This window comes from Pseudomonas sp. WAC2, from assembly GCF_030403525.1.
Lineage (GTDB): Bacteria > Pseudomonadota > Gammaproteobacteria > Pseudomonadales > Pseudomonadaceae > Chryseomonas > Chryseomonas luteola.
The window spans coordinates 25640-48978 of the sequence record NZ_JAUEPD010000006.1 but is presented as its reverse complement, the minus strand read 5'-3'; the positions used below and the strand labels follow the sequence as shown (position 1 = coordinate 48978).

The 23339-nt window shown below is 49.1% G+C and carries 20 protein-coding genes; 1 reads left to right on the top strand and 19 read right to left on the bottom strand.

The window, feature by feature from the left end:
• Window positions 1-17 precede the first annotated feature (17 nt).
• From QWJ10_RS14145 to QWJ10_RS14060, 18 genes are all read right to left on the bottom strand, one after another.
• Window positions 18-1337 (bottom strand): flagellar hook-length control protein FliK, encoded by a 1320-nt coding sequence (locus QWJ10_RS14145; RefSeq protein ID WP_289927335.1) that lies wholly within the window; start codon window positions 1335-1337, stop codon window positions 18-20.
• Between the two features lie 74 nt (window positions 1338-1411).
• The gene (locus tag QWJ10_RS14140) at window positions 1412-1765 is read right to left on the bottom strand and encodes an Hpt domain-containing protein (RefSeq protein WP_122042893.1); all 354 of its coding nucleotides are present in this window, start codon (window positions 1763-1765) and stop codon (window positions 1412-1414) included.
• Window positions 1766-2190: 425 nt separating this feature from the next.
• On the bottom strand, window positions 2191-2637 hold the full coding sequence (gene fliJ, locus QWJ10_RS14135) for a flagellar export protein FliJ (RefSeq protein ID WP_010797923.1): 447 nt from the start codon (window positions 2635-2637) through the stop codon (window positions 2191-2193).
• Between the two features lie 6 nt (window positions 2638-2643).
• Window positions 2644-3990: a flagellar protein export ATPase FliI gene (fliI, locus tag QWJ10_RS14130; protein ID WP_010797922.1), complete on the bottom strand. Its 1347-nt coding sequence runs from the start codon at window positions 3988-3990 to the stop codon at window positions 2644-2646.
• On the bottom strand, window positions 3980-4762 hold the full coding sequence (gene fliH, locus QWJ10_RS14125; protein WP_125887911.1) for a flagellar assembly protein FliH: 783 nt from the start codon (window positions 4760-4762) through the stop codon (window positions 3980-3982). The genes fliI and fliH overlap by 11 nt, the downstream gene beginning before the upstream one ends.
• A gap of 122 nt (window positions 4763-4884) precedes the next feature.
• Window positions 4885-5898 (bottom strand): flagellar motor switch protein FliG, encoded by a 1014-nt coding sequence (gene fliG / locus QWJ10_RS14120; RefSeq protein WP_010797920.1) that lies wholly within the window; start codon window positions 5896-5898, stop codon window positions 4885-4887.
• Window positions 5885-7696, bottom strand: coding sequence for a flagellar basal-body MS-ring/collar protein FliF (gene fliF / locus QWJ10_RS14115; protein ID WP_125887910.1), 1812 nt, complete (start codon window positions 7694-7696; stop codon window positions 5885-5887). Before fliF ends, fliG begins: the two co-directional genes overlap by 14 nt.
• Before the next feature lie 11 nt (window positions 7697-7707).
• Window positions 7708-8046 (bottom strand): flagellar hook-basal body complex protein FliE, encoded by a 339-nt coding sequence (gene fliE, locus QWJ10_RS14110; protein ID WP_010797918.1) that lies wholly within the window; start codon window positions 8044-8046, stop codon window positions 7708-7710.
• Window positions 8047-8372: 326 nt separating this feature from the next.
• On the bottom strand, window positions 8373-8741 hold the full coding sequence (locus QWJ10_RS14105; RefSeq protein WP_256680589.1) for a ComEA family DNA-binding protein: 369 nt from the start codon (window positions 8739-8741) through the stop codon (window positions 8373-8375).
• Window positions 8742-8894: 153 nt separating this feature from the next.
• Window positions 8895-9824, bottom strand: a complete 930-nt coding sequence (gene rfbD / locus QWJ10_RS14100; protein ID WP_289927323.1) for a dTDP-4-dehydrorhamnose reductase — start codon at window positions 9822-9824, stop codon at window positions 8895-8897.
• Window positions 9821-10357 carry a dTDP-4-dehydrorhamnose 3,5-epimerase gene (gene rfbC / locus QWJ10_RS14095; protein ID WP_010797915.1) on the bottom strand — a complete coding sequence of 179 codons (537 nt, stop codon included), beginning with the start codon at window positions 10355-10357 and terminating at the stop codon, window positions 9821-9823. The genes rfbD and rfbC overlap by 4 nt, the downstream gene beginning before the upstream one ends.
• Window positions 10357-11238, bottom strand: a complete 882-nt coding sequence (gene rfbA, locus QWJ10_RS14090) for a glucose-1-phosphate thymidylyltransferase RfbA (RefSeq protein ID WP_289927322.1) — start codon at window positions 11236-11238, stop codon at window positions 10357-10359. Before rfbA ends, rfbC begins: the two co-directional genes overlap by 1 nt.
• 61 nt (window positions 11239-11299) lie before the next feature.
• The gene (gene rfbB / locus QWJ10_RS14085) at window positions 11300-12364 is read right to left on the bottom strand and encodes a dTDP-glucose 4,6-dehydratase (RefSeq protein WP_289927319.1); all 1065 of its coding nucleotides are present in this window, start codon (window positions 12362-12364) and stop codon (window positions 11300-11302) included.
• A 342-nt stretch (window positions 12365-12706) separates the two neighbouring features.
• Complete coding sequence (locus tag QWJ10_RS14080) at window positions 12707-14695, bottom strand: nucleoside-diphosphate sugar epimerase/dehydratase (protein ID WP_289927316.1); 1989 nt, start codon at window positions 14693-14695, stop codon at window positions 12707-12709.
• A 44-nt stretch (window positions 14696-14739) separates the two neighbouring features.
• Entirely contained in the window at window positions 14740-15759 is a 1020-nt protein-coding gene (locus tag QWJ10_RS14075) for a glycosyltransferase family 4 protein (protein WP_289927314.1), read from the bottom strand.
• On the bottom strand, window positions 15759-16718 hold the full coding sequence (locus QWJ10_RS14070; protein WP_289927312.1) for an SDR family oxidoreductase: 960 nt from the start codon (window positions 16716-16718) through the stop codon (window positions 15759-15761). Before QWJ10_RS14070 ends, QWJ10_RS14075 begins: the two co-directional genes overlap by 1 nt.
• The gene (locus QWJ10_RS14065) at window positions 16719-17603 is read right to left on the bottom strand and encodes a glycosyltransferase (protein WP_289927310.1); all 885 of its coding nucleotides are present in this window, start codon (window positions 17601-17603) and stop codon (window positions 16719-16721) included. It lies immediately after the preceding gene.
• Between the two features lie 16 nt (window positions 17604-17619).
• A complete protein-coding gene (locus QWJ10_RS14060) occupies window positions 17620-18528 on the bottom strand; it encodes a glycosyltransferase family 2 protein (RefSeq protein WP_289927307.1) in 909 nt (302 codons plus the stop codon).
• A 1024-nt stretch (window positions 18529-19552) separates the two neighbouring features.
• Here QWJ10_RS14060 and QWJ10_RS14055 point away from each other — a divergent pair.
• The gene (locus QWJ10_RS14055; protein WP_289927305.1) at window positions 19553-20827 is read left to right on the top strand and encodes a rhamnan synthesis F family protein; all 1275 of its coding nucleotides are present in this window, start codon (window positions 19553-19555) and stop codon (window positions 20825-20827) included.
• Between the two features lie 2055 nt (window positions 20828-22882).
• On the opposite strand, the gene ihfB is transcribed toward QWJ10_RS14055, so the two are convergent.
• A complete protein-coding gene (ihfB, locus tag QWJ10_RS14050) occupies window positions 22883-23167 on the bottom strand; it encodes an integration host factor subunit beta (RefSeq protein ID WP_289927301.1) in 285 nt (94 codons plus the stop codon).
• Window positions 23168-23339 lie beyond the last annotated feature (172 nt).

Genomic DNA, 23339 nt, shown 5'->3' with positions numbered 1-23339 from the left:
TGCGGGAGGCGTCCCGGTCAAGCGTAGAAGTCCACCACTCCATCATTTCTCTTTATTGTGTGCGCTACCGTCTCACTTGAGGTACCTGCCACTTCATCAATCGCACGATCTTCGCTACCTGACCCAGTATTCGAAGACCGTCGCCCTCCGGTTCCCGTGTCCTGCTGTGCTGCCTGCCAGTTACGATGCGCTGATTGATCCGAGACGTTTACATCAAGCGTCATCCCCTGCTGCACAAACATGTCTCGTAAGCGATAAGACTGGCTATCGAGTGCATCACGAACATCCGCATGCGGACTAGCAAAAGTGACCTGAGCCTGGTCGTTAGTCATATCGATACGAACTTCAAGACGCCCCAACCCGGCCGGTTCGAGCCGAATGTCAGCACTCCTGAGGTTCTGACTCGACATCCACATGACTCGATCAATTACACCTTCATGCCAGTCGGACTGATTCATTGCCAGCGGTTGACCCGGCACTGTAGGCGCAACGGGACGAGCCGTCTGCACAGGCGTTCCCATTGTCTGGGACAAGCTATTCAGCTTGTCTGCAAAGGTCTCGTTTCGACCGTCAGGCAAGGCCCTATCATCGATATCTTTTAACCCCTGCAATGCTTCAAGGGCGGCCTCACCCTCAGTAGGCTGACTTTGAGTGGCCGCAGCCAGAAGAGCACTTACAACCTCGGCCTGTTTAGAGGAGCCTTGACTTGTATTGGCCTGAGCAGTGCCAGATGCTGTATCGGTAGTCTGAAGTAGCTTACTACCGGCCTGGGCCAGCAGCTGGCCAGCAGTCTCATCAGAAGAGGCAGCCTGGCCATTCGAGGAAGCCACCTGATCCAGCCCCTGTGGAAGCGCTGACGCAATACCCGATGTCAGCGTATCTTCCGTCAGGGACGTCAAAGAGCTGACAGCGTTTGAAACTGGCAAAGGCGCCACTTCCGCAGGCAGGGTTCCAGTCATGCCAAGCAGCAATAACGGGTCCAGCTGCGCGTCTGGAACAGATGCGTGCTCATCGGCTACCGGCAAGGCCTTGCCGCTATCGGCAGATCCAGAGGTCTCTTTCTGCTTTACGTCTGAAGAAACGGACTCGCCAGTCTGGCTGTCGTTAACCTTGCTATCGTGACGCGATGCGGAAGCCTCGCGCTTCACGGACTTTGTATCCGCATCGCGAGTACGCACCTCATTACGAGCAGGCTGTTGCTCTTTGGCATAAACATCCGAGAAACGTGGGGTATCGCTGCGAGTTGAATCAGCGGGCTTGAACGGCGCTTTGAACGCGGTCTTGGCCGAGCTGATATCAGGCGTCGACGACAAAATGAAGTCAGAGGCGACAGCCATAAAATTGCTCCAGTTAAGGTATCTGGAGCTAGAGAAGCAAACGCTGGGCCAGCTTTAAGAAAAACGGCTGAAAATCACGCGTGCCGTTGCCGTTCCGACTTGAACAGAATGCGCACAATGGCAAACTCGCGCTGAACGCTTTCGATCTTTTCATCTATAACGGCCAAGGGAGCGTTTCGACGGGCAGCTTCCTCCAAGTCCCGGCAAAGATTTGTCAGAACGACGGCGCCCATGTTACTGGAGCTTCCCTTGAAGCTGTGAGCCACATGCCGAAGCTGTACCAGCTCCTGTTCGGCATAGGCCTCCTTCAACGCACGGATACGCTCTTCCGAGTCGGAAATATAGGTGTCGAGCAGATTACCGTACTCGTCCTCCATAATTTCCTGCAGGGCAAGCAGAGTATCGGTATCTAAATGTGGCAATGACATGGTAAGACTCACTCATCAGGCCGAAGGTGCCAGACGAAATGGCAAAGTAACATGAGGATGAAACGTAAGAGCTCTGCTACACAACGCTGACATATCAAGCCCTCCGTTAGGAGTTAGGTTAAACAAACCTTCTGTCGGTGCGATTTTGGCAAAGCTGGCACTCTAATGGCACCCCTGGAACACAATAATTTGTTCTAAAGCGCTCATTACTACTGTTTATATCAGTGGACTTACGCTGGAAGGCGCTCTGGTAATTGCTCTTTTACCAGACTTTGGAAGGTAAACATAAGCCTGACGTCAAAATTCCAACGAACGAGCAATAGAGGATCTATGTTGCTGGAAATTTGGCTGCTAACCGTCAGGATCTCTTTTAGAAGGTTTAGCAAGAAATAAAAAGGGCCAGCAAAACGGCCGGCCCTTTTTCCTTACATCCGAACCCGTTGCAAAAGCCGTTGGGAAAACTCATCCATCTGCTTCTGCTCTCGCTTATCTTCAACCAGCCGCTGTTCCTGGCGATATTTCTCTACCAGCTTTTTCAAACCTTCCAAGCGTGCGTATCGTTGCTGCCAGGATTGGCGTGCCTTTTCGACAACATCGCGGTGCCAGTTAGTGCTCCGCTCCTGCTGCGCAATGGCATCCTCCAACTGACTGAGGAAACGCTGATAACCGATCATCCACTGGCCTGACACACCCTGACTTCCCGCATTCAGCCATTGCTTGTGGTAATCGTCCCGGTAGCGCTGCAGGTCAGCAAGTTTTTGCTCTGCCTGCATCAGTTGTGTCTGACACTTACCTAATTGCCGAGCAGCGTCCCGCTCCTCCTGCTCACTCATATCTATCACTGGGGTCAACCGCTCAGCACGACCTTTCATGATTCATCAGCTCTCCAGCAATACGCCTAGATTTTGCCCGCTCTGCTCGAGCGACTCGCTTTCATTCAGTCCTTGGCGCAAGTACTGCTGCATCGCAGGGTAGCGCTTGATTGCCTGGTCAGTTTCAGGATCGCCGCCTGGTACATAGGCGCCCACACTGATCAAATCGCGGCTTTGCTGGAAGCGAGACCACAACTGTTTCATACGCTGGGCATTACGCAAATGCTCAGGACTTACGACCTGCGGCATCACTCGGCTGATCGACGCTTCAATGTCAATGGCAGGATAATGGCCTTCTTCCGCCAGACGGCGGGACAAAACAAAGTGACCATCCAACACCCCTCGCGCCGCATCAGCGATCGGGTCCTGCTGATCATCACCCTCTGAGAGTACAGTGTAGAACGCCGTGATCGAACCACCACCCTTTTCAGCATTACCCGCGCGCTCCACCAAGCTGGGCAGCTTGGCAAACACGGATGGCGGATAACCCTTTGTCGCTGGCGGCTCACCAATAGCCAGTGCGATTTCACGCTGAGCCTGTGCATACCGGGTCAGAGAGTCCATCAGCAACAGAACGTTTTTACCCTTGTCACGAAAATACTCTGCAATACGTGTGCAATACATGGCTGCACGCAGACGCAGCAGAGGCGCATCATCCGCTGGCGAGGCAACAACGACGGAACGCTTGATGCCCTCTTCGCCCAAGATGTGCTCGATAAATTCCTTAACCTCACGACCCCGCTCACCGATCAGCCCGACAACGATAATGTCCGCCTTGGTAAAGCGGGTCATCATGCCGAGCAGCACGCTCTTACCAACACCAGTACCGGCAAACAGTCCAAGACGCTGGCCGCGTCCTACCGTCAACAAACCATTGATACTGCGCACACCAACATCAAGCGGCTCATGAATAGGCTCACGCTTGAGCGGGTTGATGGTCGGACCGTCGATCGGCACCCAATCCTCGGCGCGCATCCGCCCTTTGCCATCAAGGGCATTACCCAACCCATCGAGCACACGCCCTAACATCGACATTCCCATCGGCAGGCGTCCGGTATCAGGCAGGGGCACGACACGCGCCCCAGGGGCAATACCTGCCAGACTGCCAATCGGCATCAAAAAGGTTCTATCACCTGAAAACCCCATGACCTCGGCTTCTACCTGAGCATGTTGGTAGGTACCGCCATTGATGACCCGGCAGCGACTTCCGACTGCAGCACGCAAGCCTTCTGCCTCAAGCGTCAAACCTACCATGCGCAGCAGACGCCCTTCGATTACGGGCTCACCCGGGAGGCTTACCGCGTCAATATAACCACCCAGTCGACGTTGGAAACTCAGGCGATCAAGATGCATCAGCAGCATCCTCCAAAGGAATATGCAGGTCAGGGTCGGCAGGCTGTGTAGCCTGATGGCGTTGCTGTTCCATAATCTGCGTCAGTGCCTGGGCCAGTCGCGTTTCAATACTTGCATCGATTACGCTGTTCTCGCTTTCGATACGGCAACCACCCGGCAGCAGGTTTTCATCTTCCAACAGCTTCCAACGCTCATCGTGCCGATCACGCAGGGCCTTCACCAAATCGAAGTCCTGCGGGTTGAGATGAATGCGGATATTCTCAGCCCCCATAGGCAGAAGCTTCAGCGCCTCACGCAGGATACGTTGCAGCTGAGTAGAATCGTCTTTTAACTCACGCTGGATCACTTGTTTGGTGACATGCTCAACCAGACGAACCAACGCCTGCTCCAGCTCGCGATCCTGCTGGGCGATTGGCTCGAGCAGCTGCTCCATAACGATTTCCAGACTTCGCAGCTTGGCTGTCAATGCTACTTCAGCCTCTTGCCGCGCTCTTACCTGCCCGGAGTGAAAACCATCGCGCTCACCGGCAGTGAAGCCTTCGTTGTAAGCCTCTTGCCGAATGGCCTCTAGCTCTTCCAACGTCAACGGCTTGACTTCCTCTACCGGAACGTCTTCAACGGTGACGGTTTCCTCTTCCGCTACTTCCGGCTCTGGATCAGGCTCAACGGCCACGTCTTCAACATGGTTGCTATCCAGATCAGGCAAAAGCCATCGCTCGAAGATACTGACTTCCTTCGCGCGAATCAGATCGCTAGCGCCCTCTTTGTTCATGACTCACCTGACAGAAAAGCTACGGTATGCCAGGTAGATAGCAAAGCTTGGGCCAACTCAGAATAAAAAAAGCCCGACCACTGCAAATACACAGTGACCGGGCTCAAAACCCACTTGATGATTTACACCATTTCTTCGCCGCCCTTGGCACCCAGGACGATCTCGCCAGCCTCAGCCATACGGCGGGCCACTGCGATAACCTCCTTCTGCGCCCCCTCCACTTCGGAGATACGAACCGGGCCACGGGACTCCAAGTCATCACGCAGCAACTCGCCTGCCCGCTTGGACATGTTACGGAAGAACTTGTCCTTGATCCCATCATCTGCGCCCTTGAGCGCCAGGACCAGGATATCGGACGAGACTTCACGCAGCAGCGCCTGAATACCCCGATCATCCACATCGACCAAGTTGCCGAAGACAAACATAAGGTCTTCAATCTGAGCAGACAGCGCATCGTCCACTTCGCGAATAGCGTCCATGAGCGGAGCCTCAACCGCGCTATCCAGGTAGTTCATGATGTCGGCTGCACGCTTCACGCCACCCAGCGTCGTACGGGCGGAGCTTGCACTACCCGAGAACTGCTTCTCCAGAATCATATTCAATTCTTTCAGTGCTGCTGGCTGGACCGTATTCAGCGAAGACACCCGCAGGATAATGTCCAACCGAATCTTCTGATCAAAATGCGCCAGAACTTCGGCAGCCTGATCCGCATCCAGGTAAGCCACTACAATCGCCTGGATTTGTGGGTGCTCGTAACGGATGACATCCGCGACCGCACGAGGCTCCATCCACTTGAGGCTATCCAGGCCGCTCGTATTACCACCCAACAGGATCCGGTCGATCAGACCGTTAGCCTTGTCTTCGCCCAGGGCCTGGGTCAGCATCTTGCGGATATAACCGTCAGTGCCTACACCCAGGCTGGTCTGCTCACCTACCACTTCGATAAAGTTGCCCAGTACATGCTCGGCCTGGTCACGACTAATGTTACGCACTTGAGCCATCGCAGTACCGACGCGCTGTACTTCTTTCGGGCCCAGGTGACGCAGGATCTGGGCAGCGTCTGCCTCACCCAGGGAGAGCAGCAGAACAGCGGCTTTATCGACATTGCTCATGCTGTTGAATTCACTCGTCGGCATTGATCCAGTCCCTCACAACTTGGGCAACCAGGCCCGGGTCTTCAGTCACCAATTGCTTGATGGCATTGAGTTGTACTTCGTAGTTTTCGCTAGGTCCAGGCAACATCAGCGCTGCAGGACTTGCCAGACTTACCTTGTCATCGGCCAGATCACCACCACCCAGGCCACCCGCTCCACTACCCGCCAAATCTCCAGCACCACCCATACCATCAGCCAGTGCCAAGTCCTTGCTCTTGTTGGTACCTGCCAGGTTGTTCAGAACAGGGCGCAGGACACCAAACACCAGGACCAGGATAAACAGCACACCCAGACCTTGCTTAACGACATCCCAGAACCAGGGCTGCGAGTAGAAGGGAATACTTTCCACATCATCAGCAGCGATCGGAGCAAAGGGAGCGTTGATCACGCTAACACTATCACCACGACTTGCATCGAAACCTACCGCGTCTTGCACCAGGCGAGTAAAGCGAGCCAGGTCATCCGCACTCCAGGGCGTATGACTTACCTGCCCTGTCGCTGCATCCAATTTCACTTGATCATCCAACACTACCGCTACAGAGAGACGACGTACTCGACCTTGCTGCTGGCGGGTGTAGCTGATACTGCGATCCAACTCATAATTACGTGTGCTTTGGTCACGCTTGTCTGTCGGATAAGGCACTGTCGCCGGCAGACCTGTCTTCGGATCAGTAATGAACTGATCATTAGGGTCACGAATCGGCTGACCCGGTGCCGTGAAGTTAGCACCCGCCGCCGCTGTTGCGTTCTCAGGTGCAGTGGCTGGTCCAGGTGGCTGATTCGACAACGCTCCCGGCACACCCTGCGGCCCGCCGCCGGCAGTTTGACGCTGTTCGGTATTGATCTGCTCGCTGCGCAGTGCAGGCTGATCAGGGTTAAACTGCTCGGACGTTGACTCAACCGCATTGAAATCTACATCTGCCGATACTTCTGCCTTGAAGCGACCGTTTCCTACGATTGGCTGCATCATGTTTTGCACACGTTGAGTCAATGTGCTTTCGATGCGGTTCGTATAATCCAGCTGCTTACCTGCAACACTGAACTCAGACTGGTTCAGCTGATCCGACAGCAGCTGTCCCTTCTGATCGACTACCGTTACCTGAGACTTCGTCAACTCTGGAACACTGGTAGCAACCAGATTAACGATCGCCATTACTTGCCCAGTTTCCAAGGTACGGCCTGGATACAACTCGACCAGAACCGAAGCCGTCGGCTTGCGTTCATCCCGTACGAATACAGAACTCTTCGGAATCGCCAAGTGAACACGTGCACTTTTAATGCCATTCAAGCTGGCAATCGTACGAGACAATTCACCTTCAAGGCCGCGACGGTAATTTGCCGCTTCCATGAATTGGCTGGTTCCCAGAGGCTGCTCCTTGTCCAACAGCTCGAAACCAACGATACCGTCAGTAGGCGCTACGCCAGCGCTGGCCATTTTCAAGCGAGCACGGCCCAGATCGTCCGCCTTTACCAACAAGGCACCGGTATTAGGGTCAACCTTGTAATTGATATCGGCTGAAGTCAGTGCTTCAACTACCTGATTGGCATCCAGGCCTGACATGCTGCCATACAATGGACGGTAATCAGGCTGCTGTGACCACAGCACTACTGCAAACCCTAAGGCAACGCTGGCAGCCAAGCCAACCATAAGGCCTACCTGACGCAAGATCGGCATTTCAGACAGGTTGTCTAGAAAGCCCAGGCCCGGAAAAGGCTTCTTGGATGCGCCAGAGGCGTCTACCTTAGCGGGAACCTGATTATTGAGGGCGGTGTCGGCCATTCAATCTATCCTCAGATAGGCATCTGCATAATGTCTTGGTAGGCCTGGACCATCTTGTTACGGACTTGGGTCATGGCCTGGAAGGAAACGCTAGCTTTCTGCGAGGCAATCATGACTTCCGTCAGATCGACGCCGCCTTGACCAAGCTCGAACGCTGTGGCCATCTCATTGGAAACCTTTTGCGTCTCGTTGACTTTACGGACAGCCTGTCCAAGTAAATCCGGAAAGCTGGGAACATTTGCAGCACCCTCAACACCGACAGGGCTCGCAACGGGCTTTCGCGCCATTGCCTCTGTCTGCATGGAGCGCATCTCCAGCATTAAACGATTGAACTCAACACCTTGAACCATTTCACCCTCCAACCAGCGCGGATTTTTGACGCCGCGCTTTTAGCTATACCTTGATGTAGCAATGGCGATGCCAAGTTTTGTCTGTCAGCTGAAATTGGCTGACAAAACCGGCTTGGCGCCAGGTTTCAATCACTAACAAGGCTAGAGCAATTAACAGGCCAGAAAGGCTTTTGGGCGAGGGCAGCCTAGCCTTGGATTGAGGCCAGGCGCCTAGGAGAGGAGATGGTTTGGACACCTTGCAAAAAACGCAATCAATAAGACGCGGCGAGATAACTATCTTGTGCCAAAAGAATAGCTACAGTCCATTAGCTATAAGCACGGCTTTGTCAATTGATTGTCAGGACATCAGCATTCTTTTCCAGAATTGCGGGGCCGATACCCTTTACCTCTATCAACTCGTCAATAGCCTGGAACGGGCCGTGCGTATTACGGTAATCAACGATAGCTTTCGCCTTGGCAGCTCCAATACCTTTAAGTCCCTTGTCCAGCGTAGCGGCATCTGCCGTGTTGATATTAACCTTACTGGAGGAAACAGACCCAAAAGATCTGGACACCTCTGGAGAGGTTCGCGCGATAGGCATGGGTTTAGGTAACTGGTAATGCAGCGGATCACCGTACGTCTCAGCATAGGCAACAGAAGTGAGCGTAAAATGAGTAAAACAGACGGCAATACGAAATAATAGAAGTGCGCGCATAAATAGACATCCTTTTCCAAGCGCATAATTGACGTTCAACTACAGAAGAGTTTAAGCCTGTATCCTTGGCCTCGCTCCAAATTAAATGCATATGCTACCAACCACTCACGCCTTATCAAAAAGGCTAACTACTGGCAGCATTACATATTACTGCTACGCACTTACCTGATTGGGCGCATTTTTCGCGCGAATAGCGCTCGCAGCTATCAATGCATTAAGGGAGTCATTAACCCCTGCCTTCCAATCGCTTGGATCAATACCAAACCGTTTCTTAAGCAACGTGCTGTCCAGCACCGAATAGGAGGGACGACGCGCTGGTGTAGGAAAGTCAGCAGTCGTAATTCCATTCACCTTGGGAAGCTTATTGATAAGCCCTTTCTCAAGCGCAACATCAAGAATATACCGCGCGAACCCACACCAGGTAACAGCATCGCTACCCCCATAATGGTAGAGACCAAATAACCTGGAATCATCAATAGTGGAGATACGATTAGCCACTAAAAGCAAGGCATCTGCAATATGTCCCGCATAAGTTGGCGTCCCCTGCTGATCATCTACTACCTGTAGCTTGTCTCGCTCCGAGGCCAGACGGAGCATGGTTTTCATAAAGTTATTTCCATGCTCGCTAAACACCCAAGCCGTTCTCATGATGACATGATTTGGACAGGCATCCTGAATACGATACTCGCCTTCCAGCTTGGTCGCCCCGTATACACCTGATGGCCCTACGGGATCATTAGGTGTATACGGAACGGAAGCATCGCCCGAAAATACATAATCGGTAGAGATATGTAGTATCGAACAGCCATGCTCACGGCAAAGCTTGGCTAGCGTAGCAGGACCCTTGATATTGGCGCGTGCCGCCACATCAGGCTCCATTTCCGCCTTGTCAACTGAAGTATAGGCTGCAGCGTTTATCAGCACAGATGGCTTGAAACGCTGCAGGTGCTCGGCCACAGAGCGCTCGTCTGCAATGTCCAACGTGGCACGACCATGCGCCTCCCACGCCAAGTCACTGCGCCTCAAGCGATCAATCAGGCATTGTCCTACCTGACCATTTCCCCCTGCGACCATGACTCTCATTTATAAAGCTCCACCAAGCGTAGGCCTTGAGCATCCTTGGCTGACAACTGAGGATCAGAGATCTTCCAGTCAATACCCAAATCAGGATCATTCCAGATCAAGCATCCTTCAGCGGAAGGATCATAATAGTCAGTACATTTATATTCAAAATCCGCTGTCTCAGAAAGAACAACGAAACCATGAGCAAGCCCTGGCGGAATCCAAAGCTGCCGCTTGTTATCTTCAGAAAGAATTTCCGCAACCCAGCGACCAAACGTAGGCGAATCCTGGCGGATATCAACAGCCACATCCAACACTTCGCCTTTCACGCAACGAACGAGCTTTCCTTGCGGACGGCTTCGCTGAAAATGCAGGCCACGCAACACACCTCTCGTTGAGCGTGAATGATTGTCCTGCACAAAAGGCAACGTTATGCCTGCCAGCTCCGCATAGCGATCGGCTTGAAACGTTTCTAAAAAGAACCCCCGCGAGTCGCCAAAGACTCGCGGTTGAATGATCTTTACGTCTGCAATGATCGTATCGATCACTTCCATCATCGATCTCCTGCAATCAAGCGGGCCAGATATTGACCATAGCCTGTCTTGCTCAGGGCCTCGGCCTGCAGCGCTACCTGCTCGCGAGTAACCCACCCCTTCTGAAAGGCGATCTCTTCAAGGCAGGCAACCTTTAGGCCCTGACGCTTTTCGATGGTCTGGACAAAATGCCCAGCCTCCAGTAACGCATCATGAGTCCCGGTATCAAGCCAAGCGAAGCCGCGGCCAAGAACGGAAACGTTCAAATCGCCACGACGCAAGTACTCATTATTGACATCGGTAATTTCAAGCTCACCACGGGGTGACGGCTTGATATTGGCTGCAATTTCAAGTACGTCGTTATCGTAGAAGTAAAGACCAGTCACTGCATAGTTGGACTTAGGCTTTTTAGGCTTCTCTTCGATGCTGATGGCTTTGCCATTTTCATCGAATTCAACGACACCGAAACGCTCTGGATCAGCAGTGTAATAACCAAATACAGTTGCGCCCTGTTCACGAGACGCAGCGTTTATAAGTGTTTCGCTGAAATGCTGACCATAAAATATGTTGTCACCCAGAACAAGACAGACATTATCCTGACCAACAAACTTGGATCCAATTATAAACGCCTGAGCTAGTCCATCGGGACTTGGCTGCTCCGCATAACTAAGCTCGATACCATATTGACTACCATCACCCAGCATGCGCTTGAAGCCCGGCAAGTCTGTCGGTGTAGAGATTATGAGAATCTCTCGAATACCGGCCAGCATTAACACCGACAAAGGATAATAAATCATCGGCTTATCGTAGACAGGCAGTGACTGCTTCGAAACTCCAAGCGTGATTGGGTGCAAACGGGTTCCTGAACCACCCGCCAGCAATATCCCTTTATATTTCTTCATTAGGTATCCCTCTCAATCGATATAGGCTTAAGGATATAAACTTACTAACCCTGGCTGAAAATCAAACAGCTTCACCCAATCGCTCGAGACGGTAAGCACCAGAAAGAACGCGCTGCCACCAGGAACGGTTGTCAAGGTACCATTGAACAGTTTTGCGTAGCCCTGTTTCAAAGCTTTCCTGAGGAACCCAACCAAGCTCCGACTCAATCTTGCTGGCATCAATCGCGTAGCGCAGGTCATGGCCTGGCCGGTCTTTCACGAAAGTAATCAAATCGCGGTAGGCTGTGATACCGGCTGGCTTTTCAGGTGCCAACTCTTCGAGCAAATCACAAATAGCTTCTACCACTTCCAAGTTACGCTTTTCGTTATGCCCACCGATGTTATAGGTCTCACCTATAACACCCTTGGTTACAACGGTGTAGAGCGCACGGGCATGGTCTTCAACGAACAGCCAATCACGGATCTGTGAGCCGTCACCATATACGGGCAACTGCTTGCCATGCATGGCGTTCAGAATAACGTGAGGAATCAATTTTTCCGGGAAGTGGAACGGTCCGTAGTTATTCGAACAATTAGTGATCAGCACCGGCAATCCATAGGTGCGTCCCCACGCGCGTACCAAATGGTCACTGCCTGCCTTGCTGGCTGAATAAGGGGAGCTTGGCGCATAAGGTGTCGTTTCGGTAAACAAGTCATTCGTGCCATGCAGATCGCCGAACACCTCATCTGTAGAAATATGATGGAAGCGGAACGCTTCTTTCCGGTCGGCATTGAGCCCAGACCAATAGGCACGAGCCACTTCTAGAATAGTTCCGGTCCCCAAAACGTTGGTCCGAATGAACTCAGCCGGCCCTTCGATAGAGCGATCCACATGTGACTCGGCAGCAAGGTGCATCACCGCATCGGGCTGAAATGAATCGAAGACAGTTTTTAGGGCAGGTGCATCGCAGATGTCGACCTGATGAAACTCATACCGATCAGATGACGCGACTTCATTTAGCGACTCAAGGTTGCCTGCGTAAGTCAGTTTGTCGACGTTTGCCACATTACAATTCGTCTCGTTGATCAAAAAACGGACCACTGCAGAACCAATGAAACCCGCACCACCAGTTACCAGCACTTTCATCCTGAACCTGCCTTTTTAAACGCCTGCGCCAGTTAGCAAAACGCGCAAGGCACAGCTAAAAAATCATAAATTCCTGTTAAGCAGCCAATACAGCTCAACAGGCGTCTCGTTCCTTAAATTTAGAACGCAAGCCCTAAGGCTGATGAATAGCACCACCCGCCATCAAGACCTGACTTAAACAGCTTTGACTTAGAAAAGTTTCCGCGAAGAAAGAAAAACTTAACTCAATGTGCTCATCGTCAAAAAATTTTTCCTAAAATGTTCTTAATTGCATCTATGCTGATCTATATTTTATTTTACGTACTCAATAAAGGCGAAAGGATAGTTAACACGAGCTACTTATCATCTGTCTCGACGGCTTTGTACGTATAACCAATCGACGATCTCGCCCTGTGGTACATATCCCGCTACGGTTTCGCGCAATAACTGCCTTATGCGAGAATAATCATCTGCCTGCACCGCTGACTTTAGATCAGCCAGCATTAGCTTGAAGGCATCCCAAGACACGAAGTCCTCACTAGCCCGCATGATCATTGGATGCTCTGTAGGCAAGACGTTGTCACCAATCAGCAGCTCCTCGTAGAGCTTCTCCCCCGGGCGCAGACCAGTGAACTCAACGGCAATATCTCCGTGGGGATTTTTCTCCGAACGGACTGTCATACCCGAGAGATTGATCATCTTTTCCGCCAGCTCCACGATCTTGACTGGCTCACCCATATCAAGTACGAATACATCCCCTCCTGCACCCATGGACCCCGCCTGAATGACGAGCTGAGCCGCCTCGGGAATGGTCATGAAAAAACGTGTAATACCAGGATGCGTCACGGTTACCGGACCGCCCTTGCGAATTTGCGCGCGAAACAGCGGTATTACAGAGCCAGAGGACCCCAAGACGTTACCGAAACGAACCATGGTAAAGCGCGTCTTATTGACCCGATGAATTGCACCTTGCTCTCCAAACAGTGTTGGAGCAGATTCTTGACTCAAGGCCTGTAGCACCATTTCTGCAAGCCGCTTGCTACTCCCCATCACATTCGTCGGTCGTACAGCCTTATCAGTGGAGACTAAAACAAAGTGCTCGACGCCTGCCTGAATGGCCGCCTCCGCAGTATTAACGGTACCGAATACATTGTTCAGCACGCCTTCGACAATATTGTGCTCAACTATAGGAACATGCTTGTACGCAGCGGCATGATAAATAGTATTGACTTTCCATGACCTCAAAATGTGCAGCAAGTGTTTATTGTTGCGCACCGACCCTAGAATCGGAACTAGAGAAATGGGCAAGGATTCGCGCTCTATAGCACCCGCCAACTCCTGATGAATGCTATAGAGATTAAACTCCGAGTGATCGAATAGAATTAGCCCTAATGGACCCTGGCCCATAATCTGGCGGCATAGTTCAGAGCCAATCGATCCACCCGCTCCGGTGACTAAAACAACCTTACCGCGAATACAACGCTCAAAAAGCGCCTGGTTCGGTGCAACCTGATCCCGTCCGAGCAAGTCTGCAATATCAACTTCCTGAATATCCTCGACCTTGACTTTGCCGCTAGCCAGATCGGTAATACCCGGAACAGTACGAACATGCAAAGGATAAGGTTCCAGCTGAGCCAATACCTCACGCCGGCGAGCACGTGAAGATGAAGGGATAGCTAACAATACCTCTTCCGCCCCGGTTTCGTTGAGCATCTGCTGAATATGTTTAGGGCGGTAAACTTTAAGTCCAGCAATAACACGACAGGCAATACTCTTGTCGTCATCGATGAACGCAACAGGTCGCATTGCACGCCCCGCACGGAGTGCAGCGACTAACTGATTACCAGCCGAGCCAGCCCCATAAATCGCGACCCTAGGCAGTCCAGTCTGCTGGCGCATAAAGGGAACACTGGTCAATGCCGCATACCAATCGCCGAGAAAGTACTGTCTAATGGCCAAGCGTAGCCCGCCAATCATGAACAAGCTCAACCACCAGAAGTTGAAGATCATCGACCTTGGAACAATCTCGGGCTTGTCCTGATACCAGTAGATCACTAGGGACAACACTAACACCGAAAGCGTAACAGCCTTGGCAATAGCCATCATTGCGTCATAGCCCAAGTAACGCATGACTGCACGGTACATACCAAAGCGGATGAACAGTGGGATACATATTACTGGAGCCGAAGCAAACAGCCAGGCGTGACCACTAAAGGGTTCGATACTTTCAGAGGATCCAAGACGTATGAAGAAGGCGAGCCATAAAGCGACCCAGATCAGAATCAGATCTGTAGCTATTTGAACAATACGCTTTTTACGACGACTTAAGCTGACTAATCGCTCGCGTAGCATAACTACAGCTCCCTCAAATCCTTTACCAATCCTACCAATATGATCTATCGAGGGCTTTCCGGCCTTCCTGCCTCATAACGAACGGCAAGAAAGATCAAGGGAACGTAGGCAAAAGCCACGCCTATAACTCCCGATAGATAACCTGTACCAACCAAAAGTGCCGTAGGTATAAGCAAAATAGTATTGATTAACAGAACGGCCAACGTGACGGGGCGATGCCCATTATGAAAGCGTGCAGCAGACTGGTATGCGTGACTTCTATGAGCCTCATAAGCCTTTTCGCCTCTGAGCAAGCGACGAAACAGCGTAAAGGAGGCATCCGTTACAAATACACCTAATAAGATAATCCATGCCACAAAAAAAGCCGGATCAAGCCGTGCAGCCAGGATAGAAAGACATCCTAAAATGATTCCTAAAAACCCACTGCCCGCGTCCCCCATAAAAATTCTAGCGGGCGGAAAATTCAGAATCAAAAAGCCTAAGACGGCAGCCACTAACAGCAACGGGAGCCATGCAATGGCACCGTGTCCGGTAATCCAGAATAGAGCGGCACCGCCTGCTCCTACGCAAATCGCCTCGACACTTGCAATGCCATCAATCCCATCCATGAAATTATAGAGATTAAGCAGCCAGACCAGATAAAACAACGCAAACGCGTTGCCCAACCAGCCAAAGTTAATAGCCGTATTATTAATCATGACCGTTGGAAATCCTTGCAACCACCAGAGCCCCCAAGCAGCGCAAGCAAAATGCCCGAGCAGCCTCCACCTGGCCGCAATATGACCATGGTCATCAATAAAACCAATTAGAGCAACGCCACATGCCGCACCGAGCAACGCGACAAGATCCGTCCAATAGAGATTGGCGCCAATAAATTGCCAGACCAAGGTGGCGATAGAAAACACGATAACTATAGCTAAGCCACCACCCCGGGGCGTAGGAATAGAGTGAGAGCTACGCACACTAGGAATATCCATAAGATGTCCCTTTAACGCATAACGCCGAACGTAATGTGTCATAGCCCAAGACGCGACGACCGTGCAGACAGCCAAAAATAGCGTCATTAGCTTTCCTTGCTTCTCAAAAAATCAATTGCAGTAGCTTGGAGAGCATCGTTCACAGCTACAGGCGGCCGCCAACCGGTGATATCAAGGCTCTTGGAAATATCGACTTGCAAAGAGCGGCATACTCGCTGAGATAACGCACCCTTCCCCAGAAGGGTTGCACCAACCTCTACCAATCCTCGAGGTACAGGAATCAACCTTATGGGACGCTCTAAAAATCGGGCTAGGCGCTTAAGCAGTTCAGTAGTAGAAAGATCTTCTCCATCACTCACCATAAAGGTCTGACCGGCAGCAGCCGGATGAAAAAGGCATGTTGAAATGAAATCCACCAAGTTGTTGACCGAAACCAGGCTGCGACGATTATCGATAGCACCCAACGGCAATGGAATGCCTTTGTCTAACCAACGTAGCATAGTAAGAAAATTGGCTTTTACGCCTGGCCCATATACCAGTACCGGACGAATAATGGTGACATCCATTACTCCATTTCTTGCCAGCTCCATAAGCTGCTGTTCGGCAGTCCATTTTGAAATGGCATAGGCATCGGAAGGCTGGGGTGCGTCTAAGGGAGAAAAAGGTTGTTCGGGTACCGTCTCGTCACCGTTGACCTTTACCGAGCTGACAAAGACAAACCGTCGCACCCCATGGGCAGCCGCCAGACGCGCAAGCTTCATCGTTCCGTCGACATTTACCCGCTGGTACTCACCCAGCCCCTGCCCTGGCTTTTCGTGCATGGCATGAACCTTAGCCGCGCAATGGACGACACTCTCGACACGATGGCGTCGAAAAGCACTAGCATCCAGACTTGTAAAATCCGCTTGCCAGGGCTGTACAAGATCGCTTGCAGTCTCGATTGTCATACGAGACATTGCCACAACCTCATGTCCCTGCTGATTTAACGCCGAGACAAGATTAGAGCCTACAAAGCCGGCTGCCCCGGTTACCAGAACTCTAGCCATCTACCGGTACAGCCCTAGCAATATGAAGAGAGCTAAAGCGATCCGATCCGTTAGCTTCCGCCTAGTCTTATTGACCTCAACCAGTAAACGAATCGCGCTTAAACGTTCTTTCTTTAAGACGATATGGGCGATACCCGGTGTATCTTCTAGACCAAGACAGCGGATGATCTTCCGCGACTCGTCTCGGTACCACCCACCTTTTATGCGCTTGATTCGGCTCAAGGCTGAGCGGACACCTACATTGGCTCCCACAACATTACCTCCATGCTGTCTATACAGAACAGAAGGCCACGAATCGATACACCATTGCGCCCCAGAGCTACGACCATACGCGTAAATGAGCCAATCATGAAGCGCGACCTCATTGACAGCCGACCAATTTTCTTCCATGAACGCTTGTAAACGCTGAGCAAAGGCCCTACCCATCACGTAGGAACATCCGGGACCAGCCGCCTCAAAAAGGTAATCATAAGCGCGCATTGGCTGCGCCTTATCCAGCAGACGTTGCCGACCATCCTCCCAAAATGCCAAGACATTACCCGAATAGACCTCAGCTTGCCGTTCGATCAGTACTTGGTGAGCTCTAATCAATTTATTCTCAAGCCAGATATCGTCTTGGTCAGCCAAGGCCAGATAGTCAAATCCAGAAATGTCTATATCGCGTATCAAGCGATAGAAGTTCTTGGCTGCCCCGCCAAACCGCTCGATCTGTGGCAAAACACATATGCGAGAATTTTTAGAGGCAAGCGAAAGTACATGCTCATATGTTTTATCAGACGAGATGTCGACACTGATAAATACGACGACATCTACATGCCGCTGCTCGAGAATACTAGAAAGCTGGTCGTCAATCCAAAGCATGCCGTTGTAAGCTGCAAGCGCCACGGCGAACCGCGGCCGCCTAAGCATCATTTACAAACCGCCTACTTGCACATAATTTCAGGCCATCGAGCAGCCCTTTGACTCCCGCCCTGGCATAGGCGAGCCGACTGCCTTTTTGCGTTGCAACAAGTATTAGTTGGTGACATATCCCTTGCACTCCTTCCTTAACAATTAAAAGGATAGGAATATGCTTCAACCCCGCAAGGATAAAAACATTACGTAGACGGTAATAACGGCGGAACGGCGAATGGACAGGCACTTTCCAGCGACCAAAGGACAAGGTGTCGTCCCCAATTTTGTGCTCCATCAGGGCATCGGGGACTACAAAAATCTCGTACCCCTTCGAGACGGCACGCAGGCACCACTCCGTATCAACATAATCAATAAACAGTGCCTGCTGTAATAAACCCACATCATTCAGAACATGAACAGGAACCAAAGTGCCTGAAGAAATACAACAAGATACCTGTATAGGTTCAGAGGCGCTTGATGGAATGATTTTCCGCACTAAACCTAATCTATCGATCCGAATAACAGGATAGTAGAAACCAAGCTCGGAGTCCCGATAAATTGGACCGACAGCGCCAACTCGATGTCTAAGCGATAGCCTATCGAACTCTTGGCTAAGCGAAGCGATCATACCTTCAGGCACCACGCTGTCCTGATCGAAAAAAATGATCCCGTCAGCGCCTGCTACTATTGCTTTTTGAATACCGATATTCTGAGCCTTGGCAATACCCACATTGCTTTCACATTGATGAACTTGCGCGATTTCAGAAAGTTCATCGAGTTCTTCGACGCCAAGCGATGCATTATCCACAAGCATGATAGCATGAACTTGACGAGCAATTAGCGTCAGCTGCCTATAGAGAGCTACCATGTCGGGATGATACGTAACAACGACCGCAACTATTACCTTCAGCATCATCCTGACCTAAATTTTCCGTCCGCCCTAGTATCCGGACCATATCTGTGTTGCTGCCCTTTGATAGAGAAAGGCGTAAATTGTTCCAAGTAAAGCCTGCCGCAAAAGCCATGACCGGCTAGAAGCAAACAAGCGCAACACATCAGTCATAGCCGAGCGGGTATGACCTATCAGGCTTTCTTAATAATGATGCAAAGCAAGCCTAAAGATTGGAGAGAGTGACCAAAGCCCGGCAAGAAAATTATTCAAAAAAGGTGACGGACACCTTATTAGTGAGAACTGCAACACGTTTCTTATTTTTGCCTGCATCTTTTCACCGTATGCGCCTAAGAGATACTCTGCCGTCCAGCCAGTTGGTGCGACACTAGACCAGTTTCCAACCGGATGATGCTGTAAGTTAACCATCTATATTTGTTTGATAACTCCAGCAACAGAGTTTGCTAGGAACAATCTTAACTGGTCTCTCGGTCACAAAACTCATGCCCAATAATGAGGATGGTACTAACTCAATGCATCTAGGCAATTCTTCAGCACTCAACGATATCTATTTATCGATTAAATGTTCATCACCTCTCGGCCTTCTGGGATGGCAGGATGTAAGACAACGCTACAAGAGATCTGCACTAGGTCCATTCTGGCTAACAGTTAGTATGGGCGTGATGACCGGCACCATGAGACTGGCCTTCGGCAATATTTAGGCCGGAAATTCTGCTCATGGATGAGTGGCTTTCGGCAGAGGACGAAGGCTTTTAACATAGGGGGAGGCAAGAATCAAGGAAATGATCAGCGCCAACAAGATTCTGGTCATAGCCAGGTATTCGCGGGAGCTAATTGAAAAAGTATGCAACCATGCCATCTGGTTGGAGCATAGAACAGTAAAGATGATTGGACCTGCAAAAGATGTTACAGAAGCATATTTCAGCTGAATGAATGCCATGCCTCTAGCAGAAAACCCTGCTCATTATCATTTAACATAATTTATATAAATATTAGGCTATACAGCAGTCAACCAGGACGGATGTATTAAATGCGACTCTTGAGCAAAATTTTAAACACGCTGGTATTTCAAGCAGCAAATAACTACTTAAAGCTTCAATCATATCAGAACTGGAAAAAGTCAAAAAAATTCAAAGAACAAATTATTTTAGACAAGCCTTATGAAGGGCAAAAAATAATGCTCCTCGCACTATACGAGAAAGGCATTCTAAGAAATGACGTCATTGGCCTTCTTCAAAGCGCGAAGAAACAAGGCATATATACGATCTGTGTTAACACACTAAAAATAACCAATATAGAAAAGCACAAAGACATCATTGATTGCTACATTGACAAGCATAACTACGGCCGGGACTTCGGCAGTTATAAAACTGGTTTTGAGCACCTTTTCAGGAGAGGCATGCAGAAAGACTGCCCTCGCCTTCTTATGATCAATGACAGCATATTTTTCAGCTCCAAGCATATCGATAAATTCTTGGAGGAAATGCTTGAGAGCAAAATAGAAGCACTGGGTGCAACTGAAAACTTTGAAATAGAGCATCATCTTGGCTCATTCTGTATAGCCCTTGATAAAAAGATACTCAATAACGAAGTATTTCAAAATTATTGGAAGAACTACGAGCTGACCGATGTACGACCAGATGTCATCAAGCGCGGGGAAATGGTACTTTCCAAGACATTAAAGCGAGTAGTGACGTCACCTGATCAGTTCAAGGCGCTGTACGACTCAACACGTATTGCCAAAGTCCTGGAAACTCACACAGACCTAATCGACAGCCTGGTTACGCTATCCAGAGCATCCGAGCTTTTACCCTGGCCCACGTATTCTTCAGGAATCATGGTAAAAGGGCTTACAAAAAAATATCTTTATAGCAACCATAAGCTGATGCGCTTATGGGGCAAAGACGTTAAAAGCAATGAGATTGAAGATTTTGGGATGAACTTCGTTATGTCTACTAGATCCTTAGCAGGCTTCGTTTATAAGCACTTGGAAGATTTAGACCTAACATACGATGACGTTTATAAAACCATCTGTATAGAAGCGATAGCCCACTTTGTCGAAACATTCTCCAGAGGCTCGCAGATTCATCAAAATAATATCTTTCTGCATCATATTGGCATGCCACTAATAAAGCTTGACGGGCTTTATCGGGGGATGTTTATCGCTCGCGATGTTGAAAGCCTCGCTCAGGATCTAGACGGTCACCAAGTAGACGAATTTAGGCAGCTTATGTATTCACGCCCGTTTGGCGGGAACGTGTTTTTCGGCTGGAAGCGTGCCGCATTTTATAGAGGCCTGATATGAAATTCAAAAATATATTTCTTTATATTGGAATGGATAAAACTGGCAGCTCTCGCCTTCAGAGCTGCTTCGAACAATTGGAGCTGAGCGGCACGTTCGAAAACATGACTTATCCTGCAACTATAGCTGATGGCGACTTTCGAACGATACGAGGCGGTAATGCGATGTCATTTTCTATGGCTGCCCCAAAGCGTTCTGCAAAGCGCGTATAGAAGCCAAAATCAAACAGCGATTAAGTAGAGCTAGCAGTGAAAAGGATCAACTGCTGCTGTCTTGTGAACATTTTTCCTCTGTAGAAAAGGAGCTCCTTAGCCGAACCCTTATGCACGCTAAAGCAGTACAGTTCTAATATTTCGCTTATTATTGCAGCTAGACACATAAGCGAACTGACTTATTCAAGCTATAACCAGTACATTAAAAGACATGCAGCCACCTATGATATAATTAGTTTCCGAATGAATTCTACCTAGCAATAGCCAAAACCCTGAAAAACTGGATACTGGAACTCAAGACATTTATGTACTGCTGTACAAAAAACGGGCTTCTTGGTGACTTTCTTTACTAAAAAATATATTGAAATAGGCGGAGCTTAACAATTTAACTGCGAACAGACCGCTAGATTTATGAAAACGCGCCTTATCTAGAAAAAGATAAAAATGACAGCCGCGCCATCAATGTCTTTATTAGACAGAATGAAAAATAGAGCTAGCAGCACAGCAACTCTCGAAAGCGGACACCCATGAATTTGAAGACAAGCAGACCGAAATTATAAAACAGAAGCCCCTTATAGCCTTGGAGGAAATTGGCAAATATTCAAGCCAGCCTAGGTTCTTAAAGAATTACAAGCCAATCCTATCACCATATAAAGAGCGTTTCGACCCAATACATTATCTTCTTATCAAGCAGGATGTTTTGCGAGAAAATGCCCCTGAAGAAAATTATAAAACTCTTGGCACTTATGAAATCAGAACACCTGCCTTAATTAGACTGGCGAAACGGATTACCACTCGATCCATTTTCTTTAATGAATTTTACTTTATAAAACTCATCTTTCGAAAATTATATAAAAATATAATTATGAATCAGTGAAAATAAAATATTTTCACCTTGAAATAAACTAATAATCAAAAACAAGAAGCCAAATTATCACTTAAAAAAGATCAAAGATTTATGATCCATATTAGCTTACGCATGCAATCAGCGGCATATAAATAAATCAAAAGCCATCAAATGAAAACACATTACAAAAAAATCGCTGCTTATATTTAAATTAATTTAAATCATATAATCTATAACCAGGATCTAAATAACCAAGACACAAGCTTCATATTTACCTTTTTATTTTAAAACAAGGTATTCATGCAAAACATCTTAAACAAAAACACACTTACTCAAAACAATCCAAATACATTCTTTATTAAAAGCTAAAGTACATATTCTGCATTCACTACCAGATATTAAAGGTAAGCTTTTTACCTCCCGCAAAATAAACTAAGCCTTATAAAATAATAATATGCCTATTCATCGCCCTAGCGGAGTGCTCAAATTTTGCAATAGTCCCGCTTACCACCAAACCTCAAGAATTTCTCCAAGACGATAAAAAATCGATAAAATCAGCCTTAATCTAGTCTTGGATAGATAGTTAAAAGTCTTGATGAGAGCAGTAGCCAATTAGCAACATTGTTTAGTAAAGTTATTAGTTAATAATAGGATACGGTGATACATCAGCGCACCATGGCAAAAATCCTAGAATGGCTCGCTGCACACCGTCTTTGCAATTAGATACAAATTGTTCGCTTGGACTCAGAATTTTGAAATTTAGAACTCATAGTATTCCGCGCCAATGCGATTCGAAGACTATAAATAAAGAGCCAAGGCTAGACACTCGCTATAAATTCCGTGGCTTAAACAGCTGACAACATGACGCACCCCGCCTACTGTGTCGCGTTTGAGATACTAAACAACTTACAGATATAAGGCGGACAAATCTTGCGTCTCTTTATCCGTAATGGAGCATTGCGATATGGTCTACCCCATCAAGCTTTAACGCTACCAAGATTACTCCAGCTCATTGACACGATCTCGCAACTCTTTACCTGGCTTAAAGTGCGGAACATATTTCCCATCCAACGTTACAGACTCTCCTGTCTTAGGGTTTCGACCTGTACGAGGTGAACGATAATGCAAAGAGAAGCTGCCGAAGCCTCGTATTTCAATACGATCTCCGGTTGAAAGCGCTTGAGCCATTTGCTCAAGCATTGTCTTGATAGCCAGCTCAACATCGCGAGATGACAGCTGCCCCTGCTCCGAAACGATACGTTCGATCAACTCCGACTTGGTCATGGAATTTTCCTTCTTTTTCAAGCGGCTAGATCATTTTTAACTCTTTTAGCATGACCGCTTGGCTTTGAAAAGCATGTAGCCAACAAAAGGCTGTAAATTTATTTGACGCTAGACATACAACCCTTTAGATCTGAGAAGCTTTTTTCAGGCAATAAAAAAGGGTGGCCTAAGC